Source organism: Paenibacillus sp. GP183 (assembly GCF_900104695.1).
In the GTDB taxonomy this organism is placed as follows: domain Bacteria; phylum Bacillota; class Bacilli; order Paenibacillales; family NBRC-103111; genus Paenibacillus_AI.
In genome coordinates this window covers 5052847-5077775 of the sequence record NZ_FNSW01000001.1, presented here as the reverse complement: position 1 = coordinate 5077775, position 24929 = coordinate 5052847, and the positions used below count along the sequence as shown (strand labels likewise).

Genomic DNA, 24929 nt, shown 5'->3' with positions numbered 1-24929 from the left:
ATATCTGGAATATGTTAAAATGAAAGCGCTTCAAATTTTGCGTTAACATTTAATCAAGGAGGAATTCATATGAATGTAACGCTTGAAGACACGTTTGAAGGACGTAATAGCTATGAAGATTTCATATTGGAAACAGACATCCTGTATTTTCGCATTAAGGATCGGGGGCTCGTCAGCTTTCACGGCAAAAATTTTAATGTTAAACGGAGAGTGTCGTCCGATGAACTTGGCAGCATGATGTCGAGCACTGATTTTTTCAAGGTGAATACGGATTGCTTCGCCAATCTCAAGAAGGTTCAGATGATTCAAGACAATCGTGTCTACTTTGGACCTAAGAATGAGGATACCAAATCGGTATCGATTACGAAGCTAAGGCAGAACCAACTCAAGGGATTTTTGAAACACGACCAATTCGAACGCAGCGTAGAGGATACTTTAAAATAATAAACAAAATTAAGACCCGGCCGTTGGGACGTTGACAGCTCCCACTCAGCCGGGTCTTTTCTTTGTTTTGTGCCCCAGACAACTTCATTTGCTGCAGCAATTGAACACGGTACGCTTCACTTTCCAGCGATTGAATTTCCTTGTATTCTTCATCGGTCAACACTCTTGGGGTGCCTACGGCTTTGGCAATCAAGTAAATTTTGGCGCTCTCCTCCAATAATCCTCCTCATTTTTTAATAAGCTTGATGATGATTATTATAGTAGAGTTATCGATAACTCACAAGAAAAAACAGCTCAAAATAAGCTGAACTGTTCTAATCAGTAAAGCGTACTTTCACACTGACAACCTCCGGAATGTTGCCGACTCGTATTGGTGGACCCCAAGTGCCAAAGCCTGAAGAAACGATGACATGCATCGATTCTTTATATAAGTATCCCCAGTCCAGCTCATAGGTTCTACGGGTAATAAAATGATACGGATACATCTGGCCTCGATGTGTGTGTCCGGATAACTGCAGATCAATCCCTGCCTTTAATCCTTCATCCAATCGGTAAGGCTGATGATCCATCATAATGAGCGGCTTTTGAGGATCGAGCTCCTTAACAAGCTCACTTAGCGGCTTCCGAGGACGGCCATGATGAGCTTTTCCCGATATGTCATCTCTTCCGATTATATAAAAGCTGTCGTTGATTTGCACCGCCTCGTCAACCAGCAGACGAACACCGGCTTTCTCCAACTCGGCAGCATATTCATCCAAATGGCCTGCTATATATTCGTGATTGCCCAGTACGGAGTAAGTCCCCAGATTTGATTTTAACGACTTCAATTGATCTGGCATCTTCTGTTTGACAAAAGGATGAAAGTCATCGTCAATCAGATCTCCCACGATAAGCACCATGTCCGGTTTAAGCTCATTGACCATATTCACCATGTGCCTCAGCCTGCGATTCCCGTTTATGGTTCCCACATGTGTATCCGATACCGCAGCAATATGAAGCTCCTTATGCGTTCCCCCATGTTTCGGGATGTCCACTTCATAACGAACCACAATTGGATTTCGTGCCCTCCATACTCCATATAGCAGAATGATAAGCACAAGTATAAAAACGGCTGTTCCTGTATAGGTTACCGTTTGAGGATCTTGCATAAAGGAATTCGGCAAAATGCCGATCCATTGGTTGAGAATCCGAATCAGATCGATAAAAAGGAGAAAGGGAATGGTGTACTGTAAAATAGCAAACCAGTATGCCCCCACTATCGTAAACAAACTCACTATTGGCCTTGGAAGATAAGCCGCAGTAAAACGCCCAATGACAAATGAATATCCAATCAGCCACAGCAGGGTCCAAAAAAACCAGCCGTTCAAATTAGGCGCAAGGGCATGAAGCCATTCCCAGATCCTCAAACCCGCATATCCATTGATCAGGCCAAAAATACCAACAAAGATCATTATGATGACGACAAATCCTCTTCTTCTCATTCCGCACCCGCCTTATCTCCAGACTCCATTATAGCTTAGTAGTGACGATTGACTCAAGGCAGCCCTGAACCGTATGATCATAGTGTGCACCTTGAGGCAGCTTTTCTATTTGAAAGAAGGAGGAAAGAATAATGAAGTACAGATCGCTTGGACGAACAGATTTACAAGTGAGCGAGATTAGTTTTGGGACTTGGGCCATTGGCGGCTCATGGGGAAATGTTTCAGACAGCGATTCGCTTCGAGCTTTGCAAACGGCCATCGACCAGGGGGTTAATTTCTTCGATACGGCTGATGTATACGGCGATGGTCACAGTGAAAAGCTGCTTGCTCAAGCTACAAAAGGCAAAGAATATGATATCCATATTGCTACTAAATTTTGCCGAAGTGCTGATATTCATAATCCTGAGGTATATACGGAAAAATCGGTGCGCGCCTTTTGCGAAGCCAGCTTGAAGCGGCTCGAGCGGGAAGCCATTGACTTGTATCAAATCCACTGCCCTCCCTTTGAGATTTTGAAGCAGGGGCTTGTTTTTGAGGTTTTGGATAAATTGAAGGCCGAAGGCAAAATTCGTTATTATGGCGTTAGTGTAGAAACCATGGAAGAAGGAATGTTCTGCATGGAGCAGCCGAATGTCAGCGCGCTGCAAATTATTTTCAACCTGCTTAGGCAAAAGCCGCTGGATGAACTCCTTCCGGCTGCCCAGTCCAGGAACATGGGCATCCTGGTCCGTTTACCGCTGGCGAGCGGGCTGCTGACCGGCAAATTCAAGGACGATACCCGGTTCGCAGCCAATGACCACCGCAGCTTTAATGAAAATGGCGAGCAGTTCAATGTCGGCGAAACGTTTGGCGGCCTTGGCTTTGCCAAAGGGCTGGAGTTTAGCCGCCAGCTTGGCTGGATCGCCGAAGCAAGAGAGAGCATGACGCGCGCCTCATTGCGCTGGCTGCTCGATCAAGCCGGGGTCAGCTGTGTCATACCGGGCTTCAGGAATGAAGCTCAGGTGCTCGACAATCTGCGCGCAGCGCAGGTTCCGCCATTCACCGAGCAAGAGCAGCAGCGGCTGCGCGATTGGTACGCAAGCGAGGTGCACCCCAGCATCCGCGGCGCATATTAAACGGCAAAGAGCCAACTCCCGACAACTCTCGGGAGTTGGCTCTTTTTTATGCTTAAACTAATGCCAGCATCTTGATACATACAGGCTGCGGCACCTCCACAGCATGCCCTGTATCGATCAACTCACCGCTGGCTCGATCGATTTTCCATACCCGCACATCGCCCGAATTTTGATTCGCCGCTAACAGGTATTCTCCGTCCGGCGTGATGGCAAAGTTTCGCGGTGTCTCTCCAAGAGTCGAATAATGGCCGATAGCGGTCAGCATTCCGCTTTTCTCTTCAATGGCAAAAGCAGCTATGCTGTTATGCCCGCGATTCGATGCATAGAGAAACCTTTCATCTGGAGATATATGAATGTCTGCGCCTGTGTTTTCACTCTTAAATTCTCTGGGCAGTGTAGAAATCGTCTGCATGGGTGAAGCTTTCCCTTCTGCTTGATCATATCTCATGGCTGTTACTGTTGAGTTCAGTTCATTCAGCACATAAAGACAGCTTGCTTTAAGACGAAAAGCGATATGCCTTGGTCCCGCTCCTGCCTGGAGATGAACCTCGCTATGCTGTTTCAATTTTCGCCCTGCGATGTCCATGTCGTAGATCACCAATTGGTCGATTCCCAGATCGGCAGCTATCGCAAAGCGATTATTGTAGTCCGGCGTGATCGAATGCGCATGAGGTCCGTCCTGCCTCGATACATTCGGACCTTCGCCTTCATGCTGATGAATATCGCTGGCTTCGCCAAGCTTGCCGTCTTCTACTATTGGAAATGCACAAACGTTTCCCTTGCTATAATTGGAAACATACAAACAACTGCCCGTCTGATCCAGACTTACGAAGCAAGGCGCTCCGCCATAAGTCGGTTTTTGATTCAACCATGTCAAATGTCCCGTCTTGGCATCGATATCGTACGCTGCGACGGAACCTCCCGCTTTTCCTTCATACTCCCCGGTCTCGCTTACCGCGTACAGCTTCATCCTATTGGAGTCTATAGCCATGTAAGACGCTTGACTTAACTGAATCCCGTGTCCAAGTGAATGGAGTTTCCCGGTAGCCAGCTCCAGAGCATACAGTCGAATACCGACCGGATTTTCTTGCGTATAAGAACTAATGTAGACGAGAATTTCTTTCATAATTTGCTCCATTAAACAACTTCCCCTCCGTTATACAATGTACCCACTCTTTAAGCATACCATGCCAATTGATGGGAACAAAATAGTTGGAGGCGCCTGCTTATTCCCCGGGGAACAGATCGTAAATCGTTGGTGAAATTCCTGAATTCAAATACACCCGTTCAATGTCCTGCCTGAAGGTTAAAATGTCGCTTAATGAAGCAATTATATACGCATGTTTGTCCCCGGCCTCAGCGGTTTTGGCTAAAGCGCTCTGTTCCGCACGCGAAGTCGTAAAGCTCTTAACTTCTATCCCGTGAAACAAGACTGTATTCCTGACCGCTTGGGCAAATGCACCCGAACCATAAACATGCACAGCGGCAAGCTTATCTTCCTTCACTCTGCGAACCAGTTCAAAAACAAGGATCTGATTGCCAAAAAGGTCCTTTTGCCGCAAATAATAACGATACAAATAATAAGGAGACTTTCGTGTGACCATGCCTTGGGGCCAAAAAGCGTTAAACGTTGACGGTCCATAGTTGCAATAATCGATGAAAGCTTCCTCGCCCTGATTGAGCCATCGATCCTCTACCGGATTGCTGATCGGAGATATTTGTACACCGCAATAATTATCCTGATGCGTCAAATTTCCGAGCAGACTGGCTTCCGCAGGGGTAGGCATATCAATAGCCCGATGCAGAGTCTTGCTCCACTCACGCGGTTGATCGGATAATGCGGCAAACAAATCAGGCTTGAGGCCAGCCAAGTAGCCATAATAACGTTGGAACGCCAGCGCCCCTGCATGAGATGCTTTTTTGAGTCGATGCTCTTGGGGTGAATGTGACAACAGCTCAGCCATAACTGGCTTAATGACCCCCAGCGTGTCCACTTCGTATCGAAGCGTCGAACCAAACTCGCCCATCATCAGCTCCTCCAAAAATGCCGGGGAGCGCACGATCCTCTGTCCCAGATCACCGTTCTCACCGCAGCTGCCTAGAAAACAGCGGATGTCCATACCTTCCAGCAGCAGCGTTCCAATTCTGTCAGTCCCCACAGCCAGCAGATGAATGATCCGGTGAGGCTGTTCCGACAGCCTGAATGCAGACTCAATCGCTTTTTGCATCGTACCGTTAAAACCTATATCAACGGTCACCATCCGGTCGACGGCTCCGAATTCCTGCTTCATATAATCGACAAACAGCTTGCGATTCCTCAGGATCGACGACTGGATCTTCTGCTTCATCCGTTCGCTCAGCAAATATTCACGAACCTGCTGAGCAATCGTTGACTTCCCTGATTCATCCGCTATCAGTTGGCAATCCGTCAACTTTGTCTGCATGTAAAGCTGAAAGGGTGCGGATTCCTCCACTATATCCAGCAAAAAGAACAGATCGGCTACAGTCGTCCAATTTTGTTCAAAAAGATGATTCAAAGCTTCATGGTTCCAATTTTCCATCGATGCCAGATAGACGGCTTGTCTCGAAACATAGACCGGCTTAATGGTGAGCGCCATTCCACGCATACGAGCCGCTTGCTCAAGCATAGGGCCAAGCAGGTACGCCTCTCGCATCAACGGATGCAGCTCGCTGCGATTTTCACGGATGCATTCGTCGATAATCCACTCGCACCAGCCGTGCAGGAATGGTCCAATGACAGCTGCTCCGAACTGATAAAAGAATCGCTCCGCCTCATCCACTGCTTCTTCTGTCATGGATATGACAGCCAGCTTGCGAAGGGATTTAAGCTGAGGCAGCGTGACGGCATGTCTGATGCTTTCCCAATGAAAGGGGCTGTCAAAATGCTCAGGAATCACCTCATAATGAATGGAAGGAATCTTTCTGAGAGCTGCACCCTGGACATCAGCCGCCAGATTATCTCCTATGTGCAAAATATCCTTGCTTTCCAAATATGGAAATCTTGCAGAAAGGCAGTCAAAAAGCTCGCCAGACACTTTCCCTGAGTGGTGTTCATTGGAGATGAGTAAAGCGTCAATTAGAGAGAGATCGAGTCCTGCTGCTTGCAGGATTCCGGAAAGCTGCGGCGTGGAAAGATACATGTCGGATAACAGCGCCACTGCCTTCTGGTTTTCTTTGCACCAATACATCAGGGAAGCCGCGTGCGGATTGAGGTAGCAAATCTCCCGCTCCACAACAAGCTCAATCTCGAGCATCCGGTCTCTGTCACATAGGGAAGCGGGAATTTCTGCGTAAATAAGCTCCAAGGTTACTTCCGCGTACGAATTGGGAGCTGGCTTGCGTCCGGTTATTGCCTCTGAAGCTGCTGATTCATTCGATTCAAATTGCTTGTTCCGAGCCTCTGTCTCTGCTTTTATACGGATGTCACGAAACTGCTCCGGATGAACCGACTGCCGCAGAACTCCTCCTTCTTTGACAGCTTTTTCAGCCGCCAGGACAAACACATCCGTCGGCATGGTGCATGCGCGAAAAAGCAAAGTGTCAAAAATATCAAAACTGACCAGCTTTACGGCTGGCAGCATAGGCTCTATTTTACGCAAATAAGCATCCGTCTTCCATAACTCCAACTGCTTGGGATGCACGGCCCCGGGGCGCGGATCCATCATAATACCCTCCAACTCATTCTCGAATGATTCATTCCCTAGTATAGCATGATTGGCATTTGGAGAATTAAATGAATTATAATGAAAGAAGTCATAAGTACATAATCTGACTGGAGGGGAACTTCTTGAATCCAGCATTAGTATCTGTTATCATCCCAACCTACAATCGTCAGCTGGAGCTATGCGAGCTTCTTGATTCCTTATTGCTGCAGACCTACAACCATATGCAAATTATCGTCGTCAATGATTGCGGGGCTTCTGTTGATTTTGTCAAGGAGCTGTATCCCGAGCTTGCCATCCAGGTTATCACCATGGAAACAAATATGAAGCATGTACACGCCAGAAACAGAGGACTTCTCGAGGCAAAAGGAGACTATATCATGCTTTGTGATGATGATGACCTGCTGCTGCCGACGCATCTGGAACGAATGCTTCAAGCGATTGAAGGTTGGGATTTGGTTTATCCCGATGTGGAAATTTTTGATTATGTGATCGAAAATGGTGTAAGAATCCCGACCAACCGATTTGTGTTTGCTTATGATGACAACCCTGCCGACATGCGCAAATTTTCTACTTTTTTCTCTTCAGGCTGTTTATTCCGGCGTAAAATTGTTCAGGAGCTTGGACCCTTTGATACGGATATGTACCATTATTGGGATTGGGACTTTTATTTAAGGGTTTCTCAAAGCTTCCGCGTCCGCAGGGTGCCTGTGGCCAGCGCTTTATACGCCTTCGCGAATCAAGGGAATACGAATATGTCAGGACAATTGGATTCTATGCGGCCTTATTTGGATAAGCTATCAGACAAGCACCAACTCGGAACGCTGCCCACTAAAAATTTCTTTCTCCTGCTGCAGGAGCCCGAAGTCATGAGCAGGAAAGCAGCCACCGAGCTCCTTTGGGATGGGAAGCCTTTTCCCTCCAGGCTGGTTAGCGCACAGAAATCAAGTTTAAATAAGAAATAAGCGGATACTTACGATGTAAGTTTTCTGACGAAAACTCGGCAGATGCTTACGATGTAAGTTTTCTGACGAAAACTCTTAGGAGGGATTTCGATGACAACGTCCAAGCTGCGATGGGGAATTCTAGGTTGTGCCGCTATTGCCAAAGGGTCTTTCATCCCAGGCGTTCGACTGTCGCGAACCGGTTTTATCCAGGCGATTGCCAGTCGAAATTTCGATAAAGCCAAGGAAACCGCCAAAGCCTTTGATATACCTACTTATTACGGCAGTTATGCCGAGCTTCTGGAGGATAAAGACATTGATGCTGTCTACATTCCCTTGCCGAATCACCTTCACACGGAATGGACCATTCGGGCAGCAGCGGCAGGTAAGCATGTCCTTTGTGAAAAGCCGATTGCCCTTAATGCTGCAGAAGCGTTGAGAATGGTCGAGGAATGCGAAAAAGCGAAGGTTTGTTTGGCCGAAGCCTTTATGTTTCGTCATCATCCCCGCTATCAGATCATGAAAGAGCTTATTGAATCCGGGGAAATCGGCGAGCTCCGCAATATTCACGGGACCTATACTTATAATCACGCCGATAAGAAAGGAAATGTACGCTTCAAACGCGCGATGGGCGGCGGCTCTATCTATGATATCGGCTGCTATCCGATCAACGCAGCTCGTTTCATATTAGGCCAGGAACCGGTCGCGGCAACAGTGCAAGCATTCTTCTCGCCAGATCATGATGATGTGGATATGATGGCGACCGGCCTGATTGAATTTCCGAACAATGTGGCGCTGTCCTTCGACTGCTCGATGTGGGCTTCTCCGCGAAATACTTTGGAAATTCTGGGGACAACAGGGCGCATTCAAGCCCATTCCGCATTTGTCAGTCGACCCAACCCGAGCAGCCATTTCTTTATCATCAATGTGAAAGAAATGCGCGAGATGGTTGTGCCTTATGAGAATCCGTACGCTTTGCAGGCGGACGATTTTGCCTACGGAGTATGGGGTGTTAAGCCTCCCCGCTTTGAACCGATGGACTCTGTTCGCAGCATGCGGGTGATCGATGCTTGCCTCAAGTCAGCCCGTGAAAATATCCGCGTATCTATTGAGTCCGAGTAATCAGGCGTTTTTGGTATATAAGCTGCGATACTCGCTGGGGGTCATGCCCTCATGCTCAAGGAAGCGCTGGTTAAAATAACTGGCGCTCGGATATCCGGCCCGCTCGGCAATATCCTTAATGTTTACCATTGTTTGTTCAATCAGCCATTGCTTGGCGAATTGCATGCGGCATAACGTGATAAAGGATAATGGAGTCATGGAGGTCGATTTGCGAAACAGCTTACAAAAATAATGCGTGCTGACCCCGATCTGCATTGCCCATTCCTCCAATAGGAAGGGCTCACAGGCTTTTTTTTGCATCAAGGGAAGCAGTTTCAGGATGCGGTCCATCGATTCAATGCCGCGATTTGGAGCCAGCGGCAGGGCATAGCTCATAAACTCGGCCAATATCGCATAAGTAAGTGAAGACAGCTTGGCAGGACGAAGGATTCCATGGATCTCCGCTTCCTGCAACAAAGCCTCAAAAGCTTCATCCAGCTCACTCCAACGGTGAAGCGTCCACAGATTGCTGTGGAATCCCCTTTCGTAGAGAAATTCCTTGATTTTACCTCCATAAAAGTGCACCCACCTGATATCCCAGGGATCTTCCTTGCTGCTGTAGTACCGCTGCTTTTGAAACGGAACATACAAAAAAGCGTCACCTTTTTGCAGCGGGAACAATTCTCCGTCTTTTTCCACAAATCCCTTTCCTTCGATAATAAAATGAAGGCTGAACGTTGACCATTGTCCCTCTGCCCGGTCCACGGAGTGCTGGGGGTTATCCCAATAGAAGCCAATTGATTCCGGAAAAATGAAATAAGGAGACGGCTGCAGGGTAGGCAGCATGATTTGACGAAACATGTTTTCATCTCCTTTCCTCTCGCAATAACAATTTTCTTGTATCAAGAATAATATATTATTATATAAATCCATTTTTTAAAATATTATAATAACAATATCATACTATAATTTGTTGAAGGATGTGTAATTTTTCATGGGTGCAAATCAATTAAGATGGGGGATTCTCGGCTGTGCAGGGATTGCCGTACGCGCTGTGATTCCAGGTATCCGAGCATCGGAAACCGGAGTTGTGGCGGCTATTGCCAGTCGGGATTTGGCCAAGTCCAAAGAGATGGCTGCCCAATTAAACATCGACAAAGCTTACGGAAGCTACGAGGAGCTTTTGGCCGACAGCGAAATTGATGCCGTTTACATTCCGCTGCCCAATCACCTGCATATGGAATGGACCCTGCGCGCTGCTCAAGCTGGAAAACATGTACTTTGCGAGAAGCCTATTGCCCTCGATGCTGCACAGGCAGAAAAGATGGTCACGGCTTGCGAGCAAGCAGGCGTACAGTTGGCTGAAGCGTTCATGTATAGGCATCACCCGCGATATGATGGGATCAAGGAGATTATTCGCTCTGGAGAAATCGGATCGATTCGCGGCATCCACGGTGCTTTTACTTTTAATAATGCGGCTTCCGGCAGCAATGTCCGCTTTCACCGCTTCATGGGCGGCGGCTCCCTGTACGATGTGGGATGCTATCCGATCAGCGCAGCGCGTTATCTTTTGGAGCAGGAGCCAAATGCGGCCACGATGCACGCTTTCTTTTCGCCTGAGCATGATGATGTGGATATGATGGCCTCCGGGCTGCTTGAGTTTACTGGCGGCGTGGCTCTTACCTTTGATTGCGGGATGTGGGCAGCTGGCAGAAATACGTTGGAAGTGCTTGGAGATCTAGGGCGAATTGAGCTTCCATCCGCTTTTGTAACTCCTCCGAGCCCTGGCAGTAATTTCTTTGTCATCACCAAGGAAGGCCGCAGAGAAGTTGCTGTACCTGATGTGAATCAGTATGCTTTGCAAGCGGATGATATGGCCTATGCGGTTTGGGGGAAAAAGCCACTGCGCTTCGAATCTATGGATGCTGTTCGCAACATGCGCGTGATCGATGCTTGCTTGCAATCAGCTCGGGAGCATGCTCGTATAGTGATTCCTAACTAGTCGAAACTTAGAACCAATAATTCATGAATTACCTAAACCTGACTCAAGAAAGGAGACTCATAAACTATGAAAACAATATCGATAAAAGGTTTATCGAAGCCTGTATCCCAATTGATAATGGGAACCGACTTTTTCAAATTGAACAATCCGGATGAAGTCAGCGCCATCATGGACCATTATTTGCAGATTGGCGGGAATACTTTGGATACCGCATTTGTTTATTGCGGCGGCGAGAGTGAGCAAGCCATTGGCAGATGGCTGGAGGAAACCGGCAAGCGTACGGACATTAACATCCTCACTAAAGGCGCGCACCATGACTCAAGTGGGCCGCGTGTGAATGCCGATGCTATTCGCAGTGATTTAATGACAAGCCTGGATCGGCTGTGTGTCAGCTCAGTGGAGATGTACGCTCTGCATAGGGATGACCCTCAAGTCCCTGTCGGTCCTATTCTCGAAGCGTTAAATGAGCATATCGAAGCCGGCAGGATCGAGTCCATCGGCGCATCGAACTGGACCTATTCGCGGCTTCAAGAAGCTGCTGACTATGCCAGACAGCATGGCCTCGTCGGCTTTAGCTTCAGCAGCCCCAATCTCAGCTTGGCTAAAGCCAATGAGCCATTTTGGGCGGGCTGCGTTTCCGCTGATGAAGAGACCCTCCATTGGCATGAGGCTCATCAAATGCCATTGCTGTCTTGGTCTTCACAAGCGCGAGGTTTCTTCAGCGGCCGTTTCACACCGGACAACCGGGAGCATGCCGATCTGGTCCGCGTATTCTACAGCGATGCGAACTGGGAACGGCTGCGCCGGGCACAGCAGCTCGGGCAGGAAAAAGGAGCCACGGCCATACAGATCGCGTTGGCCTACGTGCTGAACCAGCCTTTCCCCTCCTGCGCCTTGATCGGCCCGCGCAGCGAAGCGGAAATGCGTTCCTGCCAGGAAGGCGCACAAATCAAGCTGACCGCCGATGAAATGGCATGGCTTGATTTATCAGCAGAAGGCAAGCCTTCGCGGAGCTAGAAACAGCCAGGTAAAGCCGGTATCGGCGTTGCTGGGTCATCGAGCTGCAGAATGTAGATACACCGTCTCGCAACACCCTTGGGGTTTTAGATCGTGGGGAAAGGGCGGGAGATAAATGTAGGAATTTCGGTTTGCTTCGTTTCGAGATCCAAATCAGCGATGTCTGATGATCCAAATGCAGAAAGTACATCCGGAATTTCGATATGCTTCGTTTTGAGACAGTTAGATGCAAAACCTGCATCTATTTTTCCTTAAGCAAGCTGGAATCGATTAAAAAGGCTGTTTTAGATGTAGGAATTACATCTCATTTGTCCGAAAATCGGCTGCTTCAAGAAATTAGATGTATGAAATACATCTGAGCTCCCGATCCGATCCTATCTTATCCCAATCCGGCCCAATCCCATCTAAGCCAAGTCAGCTTCAGCACCTTATAACCTTCAAACCATACAAATAATCGCATGAAAGCTCATGCGCTTGTTTGATTTAACGACTAAATTCACAAAAGAGGAGCTCCTTTACAAAAGAGCTCCTCTTTTACTTTCCATTTCACAATTGGTCCAATATCGTGCTTTTGAATGCCTGAATGGCTTCATCGGTATCGCCTTTGAACCCGCATTCGAGTCCAACAAAGCCGTCAAAACCGGTTCCCTGAATAGCTCTGAGGATGCTAAGATAATTCAGCTCCCCGGTTCCCGGTTGATGGCGTCCCGGATTATCCGCGATGTGATAGTGATGGATGCGATCCACATAGGCTGTCGCGTTGCGGATGACATTTCCCTCGGTGATCTGCTGGTGGTACACATCAAAGACCAGCTTCACCTGCGGATGATCCACCGCATCCATCACCTGAACGGCTTCGTCCGATCGCTGCAAATAATGGCCGGGATGATTGACCAGCCCATTGAGCGGCTCCACTTCCAGCACGATACCTGTGCCTTCCAACAGCGGTGTGCACAGCTTCAGGGTTTCAATCATCGCTTGCCGCTGCAATTCTCGCGGAACTCCATCTATTTCCTTTCCTGTTTGGGTGATGATCGAAGGGATGCCAAGCTTTTGGCAAGCTTTTATCGTTTGTTCGATGCCATTCAAATACTTCTCCCTATACGCTGGATCCACGAGATTAAATTCTCTGGTACAAGTCCCGATAATACCGACTCCAATTCTCTTCTGCTCCGCAGTAAAAAGCTCCAGATCTCCAAGCTCCCACCAAGCATAGTACTCCAATCCGTCAAAACCATGCTCTTTCACCTTTTCCAAATGATACACAGCATCTTTTCCCGGATACGCACCGATACACAATGAATATTTCATGTATGAGCCTGCCTTCCAATGACTGATTTATTTGCTTATTAAGAAATGCTCATTCTTCTGGTTATACTTCAATTATAGCTTTAATCACGCCGGATTCGGGATTCAACCAGTTCTTGAACTCATCGATCATTTGATCGAAGCCTGCACGGTGCGTAATGTAGCGATCAGTATCAATTGAACCGCCGCGCACAGCATACAGCACAACATCAAAATCTTCTAGCGTCGCATTGCGGCTGCCCATCAAGGTGAGCTCCTTCTTGTGAAATTCTGGATCGGAGAACGTAATGTCCACTTTCACCAGACCCACATATACCAATCGGCCGCCATGCGAAACATATTGAAAAGCATCGGTCATGGATTTGGCACTCCCGGTCGCATCAAAGACCACCGTCGGCAAATCACCATTCGACAGCTTCATCAGCTGCTGCAAAGGGTTATTTTTCACATGCACCGTTTCATCCACCTTAGCCCAATCGCGGCAAAAGTTCAACCGCTTCTCGTTTACGTCCATGGCGATTACCGCTGCACCCCGCTGCTTGGCAAATGCCATTACACCGAGACCAATCGGCCCGCCGCCAATCACAAGCGCCAGCTCTCCCGCCGCTAGACCGGATCGTCTCACGGCATGGGCACCTATGCTGAGCGGCTCCAAAATCGCAGCCTGATCCAAAGTGATACCATTTGTATTTATTAGATGATCAGCAGGAACTGCTATCACCTCACGCATTCCTCCATCCGTATGCACGCCCAGTACACGCATATTTGTGCAGCAGTTGCTTTTGCCGTTGCGGCAAGCAATACAAGTTCCGCATTGCAAATAAGGAATGATAGACACCTGGTCGCCCACCGCCAATGAGTCAGGTCCACCTTCACCCATGGCCTCAATGACTCCCGCAAGCTCGTGCCCAAGCACACGCGGATAACTGAAAAAAGGCTGATTCCCTTTAAACGCATGATAATCCGTACCGCAAATGCCAATTCGCCGAATTCGCACCAAAGCTTCGCCGGTCCCAGCAACAGGTTCAGCTACATCGATCATTTTAAATTCATCTGCCTGCTGACATACTATCTCCTTCAATATGCAATCCCACCTTCTCTTTAGACAAGAATATTGTGATTGTACTCGGTCTTCCGCTTGGTCAGGATTTATTATGAATGGGTTCCAGAATCTGCAGAACCTGCTGCGAAAGCTCTTCGTTTAGCGGTTTTAATGCGATGGCCACATGATCATTCGGATGAAGTATGACTGTATCGTTCATGGTAAGTTCCCCCTCAAGTTTGTCATTGTATCCCGAAGCGATTCTGCCAGTCCTGGCAGTTCGTTCAGGTCTTTGCCCCACAACCCACTATTAGCTAAAATTCCACAAATCAACTCCTGCAGGGTCATACTGTTTTGATCAAATTGCTGCCAAGCGTCAGCTAGGAATTGCAGCGCCTCCAGATCGTCTTTTAACACAACGATTTCTCCGTTTAACCTGCTGCCGATGAACTTATCATCTTCATCCTTGCTTACATGGTAGAGCAGCAGCAGCGAGGCGAATGCCTCCGTGATCAAATGGGGAAGCTTGCCTTCACGCTCCAGATAGTTCTCCAGAGTCGGCAAAAGCCGAACCTTGAACTTGGATAGGCTGTTCATTGCAATATCGGTCAATCGATGCCGGATAAACGGATTCAAGAATCTCTCCAGCACTTCTTCCGCATAGATCTGCAGCTCGTCTTGCGGCAGAGGCAGGGAAGGAACGATTTCATGCATAATGGCTTCCCGCACCCATATGCCGTAAACCGGATGCTCCACAACTTCCCGCACCTCGTTCAATCCATGCAGAAGCCCTATTGAAGTCAGGAATGTATGAGCGCCATTAAGAATCCGCACTTTTCTAAGCTGAAAAGGCCTTAGATCATCGACCCAATGCACATTTAGCCCGGCTTGCTGCAATGGAAACCTGGCATCTAACTCGGGTTTTCCTTCAATAGCCCATAAATAATATGGCTCAGTGGTGTTCAGCAGCTTGTCTTCATAGCCCCACTCGGTGAACAAGCTCTCCGCTTCGGAAGCCGGATATCCGGTTGCAATCCGGTCCACTAAGGAATTGAGAAAATGATTATGCTGATGGATCCAAATTTGAAACTCTTGGGGGAACTTCCAATCCACAGCGTGCTTTAGCACGATTTCTTTCAATAAATCGCCGTTGCTTTCCAGAAGCTCACAGGGCAGAAGCATAAGCCCTTTTCCTGGATCACCGGCAAATCGGGTGAAGCGCCGATATAAAAATGCCGTAAGCTTCCCCGGGAAGGATGCGATGGGCTGACCTTGCTCCCAATCGACGGGATGGTAAGTCAAACCCGCTTCTGTCGTATTGGACAAAACAATATCCAGTTCGGGATTTTCGGCTAGCTTGAGAAATTCCTCCCAATGCCCGTAAGGATCCAAAGCTTGAGAGAAGACCGTAATGATTTCCTTCTCTTCTACCTGCCTGCCTCCACGAAAGCCGCGCACGATCAACGTATACAACCCGTCCTGCCGCTGAAGCTCCTCGATCTTCGCTTTGCCTGTCGGGCGAGGCTGAATAACAGTGATACTCCCTTTAAACAATCCCTGACGATTGCAGGCCTGAATCATCCAATCTGCAAAAGCACGCAGAAAATTACCTTCTCCGATTTGCAAAACCTTCACCGGATACATCAGCATCTGTTCATATTGCGAGGTTTGTTCAGCATTCAGCAAAGAATGGTTAAGTATCGGCAAAATTGATTGTTTGATCTCATGATGTGTTTTCATCAAGCGATGACACCTTTTTTTAAAATAATATTTGCATACAACGCGCCTTCACCTGTAGCTATAACCGCGTATGCCTTCCTGGCTCTCTCATAAAAAGCAAAACGCTCTATCTGTTCAATGGAAATGCTTCTTTCCGCACTCTCATCCACGATCGATTGATAGACCTCCCAGATCGGTGTCTCCACCGGATCACCCGCTACAACAGCCATCAACCCGACAGGATGTTCACTATAGGTATCCAGCGGGAGTAATTGTAAGATGGCTTTCAGCAGCTCGGAAATATCATGTCCATCTGCGCGAACCAGACGCGCTGCATGACTGGCAGCGGGAAAATTACCGTCAGCTATGACGATTTCATCACCATGGCCCATTTCCATTAATATTTTGATCAATTCTGGCGAGATCAGCTTTGAAATCCCTTTCAACATAAAGAACACTCCCTTTTTTAATCCTTATTATAGCAGTCTTAAAAGCATAATAAATTTCATATATTGATGTAAAAGTACTCTATTTTGATCTATAATGAAGGAGCTCGGAATTAACAAACAATTTTGAGCCTAAATGAGGGGTGAGTGAGCCAGAAAGGCATGACAGACTCGTTCATGAAAATGGTTTTCAGAAATCGGCATGGCAAACAAACCGAGAAAGTCGGGTTTTTCAAAAGGTATAGTTAGGCAGACTTTAAGCGGCACTTGCTGCTTCGAGCCATTCTTTAACGGCGAAGATCTGTTTGTTCTTCTTAGTCACTTCAAACCAAGCGTCCGCATGTTGGCACATGGCGATTAACGTTGTGCGTATGGTCCAGTGGCGGGAGCTTCTGCCCTTAGAATTTTCCAGCTTGTAATCAATCTTTTGACGCTTATTGCATCGTTCCACAGCAGTACGCTTGGCATACCGGATACGCCACTCCTTACTATCTCGGCGAATGCGGGGAAAGAGCCGAGGGTTATCGGATGTGGACGTATAAAATGTTCTTCCGTATTTGGAGGGTGAGCACGGGGTCTCACAGAACCAGTTGCCGCACTTCGCAGGGCAACGCCACTTCCGGCGATGGGTCTTGGCAAGCTTACCCCAATGAACCATCTTTCGACCGATTGGACAGATAGGCACACCGTCCTTTCCAATGGTAAAATCATCTTGTACCAGCTTGCTCCAACGCCTGAGATTCAGGTCGATGATGGTGCAAACATCATCGTGTTCGAGCATGGTATATATGGGGAGCGAGTCGTGGGCGGAATCCAGAATTGCCTCTCCGAACTTCCAATGTGGGTACCAGTGGCGTAGCTCTTGGTACCCGCATATCCAAGACACCGAGTCGTGCTGACTTGCGCGGAAATAGCGCAAATAGATGGGTAAATCATGAGGGCTGTCCGCGGCGCAAAACACGTAAAGCGTTCGGCCGAAGTAGTACTTTTCACGGTAGCTGTCCCAGCCCCAATTGGCGTCGGGATCTGAGAACTGCCGCTTACAGCCGCACTTCCAGTTTCCGCCTTTGCGGCAGTCACAAAGGAATTTGCCGAAGGAACGGGCGCCTGTTTCAACCGCAGAACCATCACCAATGACACTAAGCGCGTTCGTATCACCAAGCAATCCTATGGTGGCAGAGGGTAGGACGAATTGGGATTGAAACAATCGCTGAAGAAGATCATGCTCTTTTGAAGCGTAATGAATGGAACCTGCAGAACGCAGCACACGAGCGACAAGCTTGTCGGTAATCTTCGGATTTCTAGGGTCGAGTTTTTCGTTCTTCTTGCCTTTCTCGCGCGGCTTGCGAAGCGGCCTTTTGTTTCGGCCGGTTTTGTGAGCGCCCTCCGAGAGCCAAAGACGACGGAAGAAATCATAGAAGGTTCCCACGCCAGGCGTGTCATCTTTGATAAAGCCGCTAAGGATGGCGTAGACAGGAAGAGTTCGCAGCTTGTAGACCCAATCGTCGATGCTTACCACCTGAAGCTTGTGCATGAGAAGCAAGCTGCGAAGAAGATCCGCGGGGTCGCGAGGTTTACGGCCTTTGGGACTTGCTGAGTATCTGTGTTTCAAGAGAGAAGTCGTTTGGGACAAATCGATTGCCGACACCCAGTTGATGAGATCTGAGTAGAATTGCTGCATAAATTCGGGACTGTACTCCTTTTTCAAATGCTCGACGGCAAAACGAATAAATGCTGAATGGGATCGCGGGACTGGAAGCAATAAAAACACCCAATTCTCAGTAAGATAGGCGAAAAAAGATGCCTTCCTGGCGATTATTAAGGTGATTTAGAAATGTCAAGGGAAATTTTCGTCCGCCCCTATTTTTTGAGGTGAAACGAAAAAAGCCCTAGCCGTGAGGCTAGAACCAGTAAGGGATTTTGTTATTCCGAGAAGCTATATAATGAAGGAGCTCGGAATTAACAAACAATTTTGAGCCTAAATGAGGGGTGAGTGAGCCAGAAAGGCATGACAGACTCGTTCATGAAAATGGTTTTCAGAAATCGGCATGGCAAACAAACCGAGAAAGTCGGGTTTTTCAAAAGGTATAGTTAGGCAGACTTTAAGCGGCACTTGCTGCTTCGAGCCATTCTTTAACGGCGAAGATCTGTTTGTTCTTCTTAGTCACTTCAAACCAAGCGTCCGCATGTTGGCACATGGCGATTAACGTTGTGCGTATGGTCCAGTGGCGGGAGCTTCTGCCCTTAGAATTTTCCAGCTTGTAATCAATCTTTTGACGCTTATTGCATCGTTCCACAGCAGTACGCTTGGCATACCGGATACGCCACTCCTTACTATCTCGGCGAATGCGGGGAAAGAGCCGAGGGTTATCGGATGTGGACGTATAAAATGTTCTTCCGTATTTGGAGGGTGAGCACGGGGTCTCACAGAACCAGTTGCCGCACTTCGCAGGGCAACGCCACTTCCGGCGATGGGTCTTGGCAAGCTTACCCCAATGAACCATCTTTCGACCGATTGGACAGATAGGCACACCGTCCTTTCCAATGGTAAAATCATCTTGTACCAGCTTGCTCCAACGCCTGAGATTCAGGTCGATGATGGTGCAAACATCATCGTGTTCGAGCATGGTATATATGGGGAGCGAGTCGTGGGCGGAATCCAGAATTGCCTCTCCGAGCTTCCAATGTGGGTACCAGTGGCGTAGCTCTTGGTACCCGCATATCCAAGACACCGAGTCGTGCTGACTTGCGCGGAAATAGCGCAAATAGATGGGTAAATCATGAGGGCTGTCCGCGGCGCAAAACACGTAAAGCGTTCGGCCGAAGTAGTACTTTTCACGGTAGCTGTCCCAGCCCCAATTGGCGTCGGGATCTGAGAACTGCCGCTTACAGCCGCACTTCCAGTTTCCGCCTTTGCGGCAGTCACAAAGGAATTTGCCGAAGGAACGGGCGCCTGTTTCAACCGCAGAACCATCACCAATGACACTAAGCGCGTTCGTATCACCAAGCAATCCTATGGTGGCAGAGGGTAGGACGAATTGGGATTGAAACAATCGCTGAAGAAGATCATGCTCTTTTGAAGCGTAATGAATGGAACCTGCAGAACGCAGCACACGAGCGACAAGCTTGTCGGTAATCTTCGGATTTCTAGGGTCGAGTTTTTCGTTCTTCTTGCCTTTCTCGCGCGGCTTGCGAAGCGGCCTTTTGTTTCGGCCGGTTTTGTGAGCGCCATCCGAGAGCCAAAGACGACGGAAGAAATCATAGAAGGTTCCCACGCCAGGCGTGTCATCTTTGATAAAGCCGCTAAGGATGGCGTAGACAGGAAGAGTTCGCAGCTTGTAGACCCAATCGTCGATGCTTACCACCTGAAGCTTGTGCATGAGAAGCAAGCTGCGAAGAAGATCCGCGGGGTCGCGAGGTTTACGGCCTTTGGGACTTGCTGAGTATCTGTGTTTCAAGAGAGAAGTCGTTTGGGACAAATCGATTGCCGACACCCAGTTGATGAGATCTGAGTAGAATTGCTGCATAAATTCGGGACTGTACTCCTTTTTCAAATGCTCGACGGCAAAACGAATAAATGCTGAATGGGATCGCGGGACTGGAAGCAATAAAATCACCCAATTCTCAGTAAGATAGGCGAAAAAAGATGCCTTCCTGGCGATTATTAAGGTGATTTGGAAATGTCAAGGGAAATTTTCGTCCGCCCCTATTTTTTGAGGTGAAACGAAAAAAAGCCCTAGCCGTGAGGCTAGAACCAGTAAGGGATTTTGTTATTCCGAGAAGCTATATAATACATTTGAGGTGATGAAAATGAAAGCGATGCGCAAGCTATTTCCGAATTCAGAGCTTTTCCCTTTTCAATTGATTTATAAAGACACGAAAAGCCCGCAAAGCGAGCTTCCAAATCATTTTCATGATTGGTATGAGATTGTGTATGTATACAGCGGTAAAGGAATGTTTTTCATAGACACCGCTTTTTACGAGATGAAGGCGGGAGATGTATTCCTTATTCCAAAGGATACGATTCACAGAGCCATGCCGGACAAGCATGATCCGGTCACTTCATCCATTCTTTTTTTCAGTCCTCTGGTGATCCAGAACGTCCCGCTCGGGGAAGCGTTCGATTTGCCGGCATTTTTCGAAAGCGTAAGAAAAGGCAAACTGTATAGGCCCCCGCTTGATCGGCACAATCAAACCATGCTTCGGAGACATATTGAAACCATCCGCGAGGAGCTTGCACAAAGCAAGCAGGGATACCGCTTCGCTGCCCGATTAACCTTGCATAGGATTATACTGGAGATCTCACGAATGGGTATTATGGACTTTACAGTCACAGAAGCGTCTATGCCGAATGGAGCGCCGTGGCTTAAGGAAATATTGCTTCACATGGAAAACAACCTGAGCGGCCATTTAACGTTATCTGCGCTTGCTCATGAAGCTTTGGTCAGCCCTGAGCATTTTAGCCGGGTTTTCAAGCAAATGACCGGTATGAATCTGACAGCTTACATCCATACCAAACGCATCATCAAAGCCAGAAACCTGTTAATCGAAACCACACTCGCTATTCCCATTGTCGCCGAGCATTGCGGCTTTGAAAGCTTGCCGCATTTTCATCGAACCTTCAAGAAATATACAGGACAAACTCCTGCAGCCTTTCGCAAGGAATCTCAGCGCTGATATCTTGCGCTTTTTTGCGCTCGTACGCAAATAATATGCATTTAATCTTCCGAAATTATCTTATACAATACTTGTATCATACTTAGAAAGTTAGTGATGACCATGGCAGTTTCTTCAAAATCTCTCCTGACGCTATCCGATGAACATCTCATAGAATGTTACCGATTAGCCACACAATTGGAGCTTGACACAGATTTTATTAATCAGCTTAAATCCGAGATCGACCATCGCCAAATAACCTCAAAGCTTCAATTTAATGAGCATACATATGATCCGCAGGCAGCAAGAATCTAAATCATAATTGCATTAACAAAATAAAGAGGCTGGCCCAAAAGTAGCTAAATCTACTTCAAGGCCAGCCTCTTTCAATCTTCGGAAACGGGTGTGGATGATTGAGCATGACGGTTGAGCGTGCTATCCGGTTCTACTTGCGGACTGCTTAGTGAGCTTTGGGCGCTTGCGCTAAGATGAAGTCCAATCACGCCGATAATAATCAGCAGAATTGAAATGATTTTTACCGCGCCTACTTTTTCGTGGAAATAATAAACACCGATGATCGTGATCAGCGCGGTTCCCAGCCCGGACCAAATGGCATACGCCAGGCTGACATCCAACTGCTTAATCGCCAATGTCAAAAGCGAAAAACATAATATGTAACACACGACCATGATGATGGCCGGTCCCGTCTTGGAAAATCCTTGGGACATTTTCATCGCAGAAGTGCCGATGGTTTCAAAAATAATGGCCAGCAGTAAAAAAGTCCAGCTCATATTCCAGTTCATGACTTACACCCTCTCTGCTTTCCGTGAAAAAAGCCGTCTCTTCTATTGCTTAGAAGAAACAGCTTTCAAGTTAGTTTTGATAGGAATGATACTATATTGCTGGATGTTCAAACAAAACAATGAAAGCCCTGCCTCTCTTCCATCCTTGCGGTTCCTTGACCGCGCCAGTGAGAATTGGTCTACCAACTTGCGGCAAATGCTGCCGGAACACCGGACTTTGCCTCAGTTTACCTGTCTTCTTACACCTGGAGAAAAGAAACAATGGAAGGGGAAATTTCATTTCACTAAACGTTCCTGAAGGGTAATCGAGGTCTTTGTACGATGTTAATTGAATATCATTTCGATCAATACATTTAAATATACAATGAATTAAAGATAATGTCAACTACATTTGCTTCAGAAGCTGAGCCAATCGCGCCGGAAAATCGGTAATGATTCCGGACACCCCGCAGCGGATCATATTTCGCATATCTTCAATATGATTCACAGTGAAGCAGTAAACAGCCAATTCTGCTGCAATGGCTTTGTCCACATCCGCTTTATCGAACGATTGGTAATGAGGGTGCAGAGAATAAATTTCAACCCCCACCATCTTAGCATATTCGGCATGATCGATCAGATTAGTTGAATACAACAAACCTACTTTGGCATCGGGCTCCAGCTGTTTGACCCTTCTAACGCATTTATGGTCGAATGAAGAAATAACCACGTTTTCCAATCTTTCTCTTTCCCTCAAAAAATCCAACAACCGCTCTTCCATTTTCCCGTCATAAGAAGCTTTAATCTCCACATTGATCATGATACTGTCCGGAACAAGATCAAACACTTCTCCCAGCAAAGGGATTTGCTGACCCTGAAAAGAGCTGGAGAACCAGGATCCAGCATCGAAGCTCTTCATTTCCGAAGTCGTCATTTCATGAATAAAACCGGAGCCGTCTGTAGTTCGGTCAATCGTTTCGTCGTGGCAAACAGCGATGTCACCGTTTTTTGTCAGATGCACATCCAATTCAATGCCCTGTGCTTCTTGCAGTAAGGCCATTTGAAAGGAAGCCAGCGTATTTTCCGGTGCTTCCCCCTTGGCTCCGCGATGTCCGATGATCATGGGTCTACGTTGTTCCATATGAATCTCTCCCTTTCCAATTAACCGCATCATATTTCTATTTCTAATTAAATTATAGGCGACTGAGATCATTTTCACCAGCATGCTGTTTAAATCTTATGTAAACTTCCTGAACTTTCCAGGCATTCATATATTATTTACAATTCCTTTACTTCTACTTAACATAGTTCAAATACCGATGCTATAAAATAAGAATCAATTAAGAAGGTCCTTATTGAAATTGCTAGCCGCTTGTATTCCTATTGGGAGGATCGATATGACTGCCTTGGAAAGTGAATTACAACTTATAAAAGCAAGACGAAAGACATTGAAACGGAGAAAAATCCTAAACTCTCTGAAATGGAAGGACAACCTGCTAGGATATCTTTTCCTGCTTCCCTCCCTCATCGTTTTCACCATTTTCCTTTTTTACCCATTAATTCAAACCTTCTATCTTAGCTTTCAAACGACCAATCCTCGTGGCAAAGTTGTCGACTTTGCAGGATGGGATAATTTCAAAGAAATTTTTACATCTGCCCGTTTCTATCAAAGTCTTGAGGTTACCGGTCTCTTTACAGTTCTTACGGTACCTACCTGCATCTTGTTGGCTTTGCTGCTTGCTGCACTAACCCATAACCGATTAAGAGGAATGAAATTATTTCAATTCATCTTTTCCTTACCGGTTGCCCTCTCCGTGAGCACATCCTCCGTCATCTGGATGATGATGTATCATCCCAGTGTAGGCATGCTCAATTACTTACTCAGCTTGATTCACCTCAAACCGATCTTTTGGCTGACCGATCCCAAATGGGCGCTGCTTTCAGTATCCGCCATGACCGTTTGGATGAATGTAGGCTTTAACTATATTGTGCTGCAGAGCGGTTTGCAGGGCATATCTGAAGATATCTATGACAGTGCCAAAATCGATGGATCCGGTCCGATCCGCACATTTGTGCAAATCATTCTGCCGCTTTTATCGCCTACTGTTTTTTTCGTGACCATTGTTTCAATCATCAGCGCTTTTCAATCATTCGGTCAAATCCATATCCTCACCAGAGGAGGACCTATGGATTCAACGGATGTCATGGTATATGCCATTTACCAGGACGCATTTATCAACTACAGATTTGGTACAGGCAGTGCGCAAGCTCTCGTTCTGTTTGCTCTGATTTTGATTATGACTATCATCCAATTCCGGGTATTCGAAAGGAAGGTTCATTACCAATGACGAATCGCTGGCAGCAAACCTTCCTGTACGTGCTTTTGACCATTTTGGCAGCTATCATGATATACCCGATTTTTTATACCTATGCTGCTGCTTTTATGACACCCGCGGAAGCGAACTCCTACCCCCCTGCTTTTTTGCCAAAAAGCTTTTACTTGGGAAGTTTTCTTACCGTGCTCCATCTTGTGCCGATTCAAAAATTCATCAGCAACAGTGTTCTTGTATCTGTAATTATTATGATTGGTCAACTGATAACCGCGAGTATGGCGGCATATGCATTTGCACTGATTTCATTTAAAGGAAAAAACCTCATTTTCGCCATATTTATGGCTACAATGATGATCCCTTGGGAAGTCACGATCATTCCCAATTATTTGACCATAAAGCAGCTCAATTGGCTCGACAGCTATCAGGGAATGACCATTCCTTTCCTGGCTTCGGCTTTCGGCACCTTCTTGCTTCGCCAATTTTTTCTACAGCTGCCCGGTGAATTATTCGAAGCAGCCAGAATGGACGGCTGCGGCCATATCCGCACTTTTGTGCAAATAGTTTTGCCTTTATCGCGTCCGGCTTTGGCCACTCTTGCTGTTTATTCCTTTTTGAGCGCATGGAACATGTACTTATGGCCTCTGCTGATCACAAACAGCGAGGGCATGCGAACCGTCCAAATCGGTATCGCCATGCTTCAATTCGAAGAGTTTACCGTCTGGAGTCTTGTCCTTGCCGGCGTAGCATTAGTACTTCTGCCTTCATTACTGCTTCTCGCACTTGGGCTTAAACAGCTTGTACGCGGGTTAACCGCAGGAGCAGTAAAAGGTTGAACAGGTTGGTTCCCCGCTGTTTT

The 24929-nt window shown here is 47.2% G+C and carries 22 protein-coding genes and 1 pseudogene; 10 read left to right on the top strand and 13 right to left on the bottom strand.

Going from position 1 to position 24929, the window contains the following annotated elements:
- Window positions 1–69: 69 nt before the first annotated feature.
- The gene (locus BLV33_RS25150) at window positions 70–444 is read left to right on the top strand and encodes a hypothetical protein (RefSeq protein WP_090798081.1); all 375 of its coding nucleotides are present in this window, start codon (window positions 70–72) and stop codon (window positions 442–444) included.
- Between the two features lie 82 nt (window positions 445–526).
- Here the strand turns inward: BLV33_RS25150 and BLV33_RS30265 are convergent.
- Window positions 527–664 (bottom strand): annotated as a pseudogene (locus tag BLV33_RS30265) (class II aldolase/adducin family protein); the annotation flags it as partial.
- Window positions 665–758: 94 nt separating this feature from the next.
- Window positions 759–1925, bottom strand: coding sequence for a metallophosphoesterase (locus tag BLV33_RS25140; protein WP_090798079.1), 1167 nt, complete (start codon window positions 1923–1925; stop codon window positions 759–761).
- Between the two features lie 131 nt (window positions 1926–2056).
- On the opposite strand from BLV33_RS25140, the gene BLV33_RS25135 reads away from it, so the two are divergent.
- The gene (locus BLV33_RS25135) at window positions 2057–3040 is read left to right on the top strand and encodes an aldo/keto reductase (RefSeq protein ID WP_090798078.1); all 984 of its coding nucleotides are present in this window, start codon (window positions 2057–2059) and stop codon (window positions 3038–3040) included.
- A gap of 52 nt (window positions 3041–3092) precedes the next feature.
- Here BLV33_RS25135 and BLV33_RS25130 read toward each other — a convergent pair whose 3' ends face one another.
- Window positions 3093–4178, bottom strand: a complete 1086-nt coding sequence (locus tag BLV33_RS25130; protein WP_090798076.1) for a lactonase family protein — start codon at window positions 4176–4178, stop codon at window positions 3093–3095.
- A gap of 88 nt (window positions 4179–4266) precedes the next feature.
- The gene (locus tag BLV33_RS25125) at window positions 4267–6726 is read right to left on the bottom strand and encodes a hypothetical protein (RefSeq protein ID WP_139305821.1); all 2460 of its coding nucleotides are present in this window, start codon (window positions 6724–6726) and stop codon (window positions 4267–4269) included.
- A gap of 122 nt (window positions 6727–6848) precedes the next feature.
- On the opposite strand from BLV33_RS25125, the gene BLV33_RS25120 reads away from it, so the two are divergent.
- Both BLV33_RS25120 and BLV33_RS25115 read left to right on the top strand, forming a co-directional pair.
- Window positions 6849–7688, top strand: a complete 840-nt coding sequence (locus BLV33_RS25120) for a glycosyltransferase family 2 protein (protein WP_090798073.1) — start codon at window positions 6849–6851, stop codon at window positions 7686–7688.
- A 90-nt stretch (window positions 7689–7778) separates the two neighbouring features.
- Window positions 7779–8789 (top strand): Gfo/Idh/MocA family protein, encoded by a 1011-nt coding sequence (locus BLV33_RS25115; RefSeq protein WP_090798072.1) that lies wholly within the window; start codon window positions 7779–7781, stop codon window positions 8787–8789.
- Here the strand turns inward: BLV33_RS25115 and BLV33_RS25110 are convergent, their stop codons facing one another.
- On the bottom strand, window positions 8790–9629 hold the full coding sequence (locus tag BLV33_RS25110) for a helix-turn-helix transcriptional regulator (protein ID WP_090798070.1): 840 nt from the start codon (window positions 9627–9629) through the stop codon (window positions 8790–8792).
- 133 nt (window positions 9630–9762) lie between these two features.
- On the opposite strand from BLV33_RS25110, the gene BLV33_RS25105 reads away from it, so the two are divergent.
- Window positions 9763–10770, top strand: coding sequence for a Gfo/Idh/MocA family protein (locus BLV33_RS25105; protein ID WP_090798069.1), 1008 nt, complete (start codon window positions 9763–9765; stop codon window positions 10768–10770).
- A gap of 66 nt (window positions 10771–10836) precedes the next feature.
- Window positions 10837–11787, top strand: coding sequence for an aldo/keto reductase (locus BLV33_RS25100; RefSeq protein ID WP_090798066.1), 951 nt, complete (start codon window positions 10837–10839; stop codon window positions 11785–11787).
- 546 nt (window positions 11788–12333) lie between these two features.
- On the opposite strand, the gene BLV33_RS25095 is transcribed toward BLV33_RS25100, so the two are convergent.
- The 6 genes from BLV33_RS25095 to BLV33_RS25070 all read right to left on the bottom strand — a co-directional run bounded on the left by BLV33_RS25095 (window position 12334) and on the right by BLV33_RS25070 (window position 19829).
- A complete protein-coding gene (locus BLV33_RS25095) occupies window positions 12334–13098 on the bottom strand; it encodes a TIM barrel protein (protein WP_090798064.1) in 765 nt (254 codons plus the stop codon).
- Between the two features lie 61 nt (window positions 13099–13159).
- A complete protein-coding gene (locus BLV33_RS25090) occupies window positions 13160–14176 on the bottom strand; it encodes a zinc-binding alcohol dehydrogenase family protein (protein ID WP_090798062.1) in 1017 nt (338 codons plus the stop codon).
- A gap of 177 nt (window positions 14177–14353) precedes the next feature.
- On the bottom strand, window positions 14354–15877 hold the full coding sequence (locus BLV33_RS25085) for a tagaturonate reductase (protein ID WP_090798061.1): 1524 nt from the start codon (window positions 15875–15877) through the stop codon (window positions 14354–14356).
- The gene (gene fucU, locus BLV33_RS25080; RefSeq protein WP_090798059.1) at window positions 15877–16305 is read right to left on the bottom strand and encodes an L-fucose mutarotase; all 429 of its coding nucleotides are present in this window, start codon (window positions 16303–16305) and stop codon (window positions 15877–15879) included. The genes BLV33_RS25085 and fucU overlap by 1 nt, the downstream gene beginning before the upstream one ends.
- 253 nt (window positions 16306–16558) lie before the next feature.
- Window positions 16559–17983, bottom strand: coding sequence for a transposase (locus BLV33_RS25075; protein ID WP_253187167.1), 1425 nt, complete (start codon window positions 17981–17983; stop codon window positions 16559–16561).
- 421 nt (window positions 17984–18404) lie between these two features.
- On the bottom strand, window positions 18405–19829 hold the full coding sequence (locus tag BLV33_RS25070) for a transposase (protein WP_253187166.1): 1425 nt from the start codon (window positions 19827–19829) through the stop codon (window positions 18405–18407).
- Window positions 19830–20112: 283 nt separating this feature from the next.
- Here BLV33_RS25070 and BLV33_RS25065 point away from each other — a divergent pair, with 283 nt between their 5' ends.
- Together BLV33_RS25065 and sda are read left to right on the top strand one after the other, a co-directional pair.
- Window positions 20113–20979 carry an AraC family transcriptional regulator gene (locus tag BLV33_RS25065; protein ID WP_171909296.1) on the top strand — a complete coding sequence of 289 codons (867 nt, stop codon included), beginning with the start codon at window positions 20113–20115 and terminating at the stop codon, window positions 20977–20979.
- A 96-nt stretch (window positions 20980–21075) separates the two neighbouring features.
- Window positions 21076–21273 (top strand): sporulation histidine kinase inhibitor Sda, encoded by a 198-nt coding sequence (gene sda / locus BLV33_RS25060; protein WP_090798056.1) that lies wholly within the window; start codon window positions 21076–21078, stop codon window positions 21271–21273.
- Between the two features lie 71 nt (window positions 21274–21344).
- Here sda and BLV33_RS25055 read toward each other — a convergent pair whose 3' ends face one another.
- Together BLV33_RS25055 and BLV33_RS25050 are read right to left on the bottom strand one after the other, a co-directional pair.
- Window positions 21345–21761: a DMT family transporter gene (locus BLV33_RS25055; RefSeq protein ID WP_253187165.1), complete on the bottom strand. Its 417-nt coding sequence runs from the start codon at window positions 21759–21761 to the stop codon at window positions 21345–21347.
- A gap of 385 nt (window positions 21762–22146) precedes the next feature.
- Window positions 22147–22881 (bottom strand): glycerophosphodiester phosphodiesterase, encoded by a 735-nt coding sequence (locus BLV33_RS25050; protein ID WP_090798054.1) that lies wholly within the window; start codon window positions 22879–22881, stop codon window positions 22147–22149.
- Between the two features lie 256 nt (window positions 22882–23137).
- Between BLV33_RS25050 and BLV33_RS25045 the strand changes: the two genes are divergently transcribed.
- Window positions 23138–24088, top strand: coding sequence for a carbohydrate ABC transporter permease (locus BLV33_RS25045; RefSeq protein ID WP_090798052.1), 951 nt, complete (start codon window positions 23138–23140; stop codon window positions 24086–24088).
- A complete protein-coding gene (locus BLV33_RS25040) occupies window positions 24085–24906 on the top strand; it encodes a carbohydrate ABC transporter permease (RefSeq protein ID WP_090798050.1) in 822 nt (273 codons plus the stop codon). Before BLV33_RS25045 ends, BLV33_RS25040 begins: the two co-directional genes overlap by 4 nt.
- The last annotated feature ends 23 nt before the right edge of the window (window positions 24907–24929 follow it).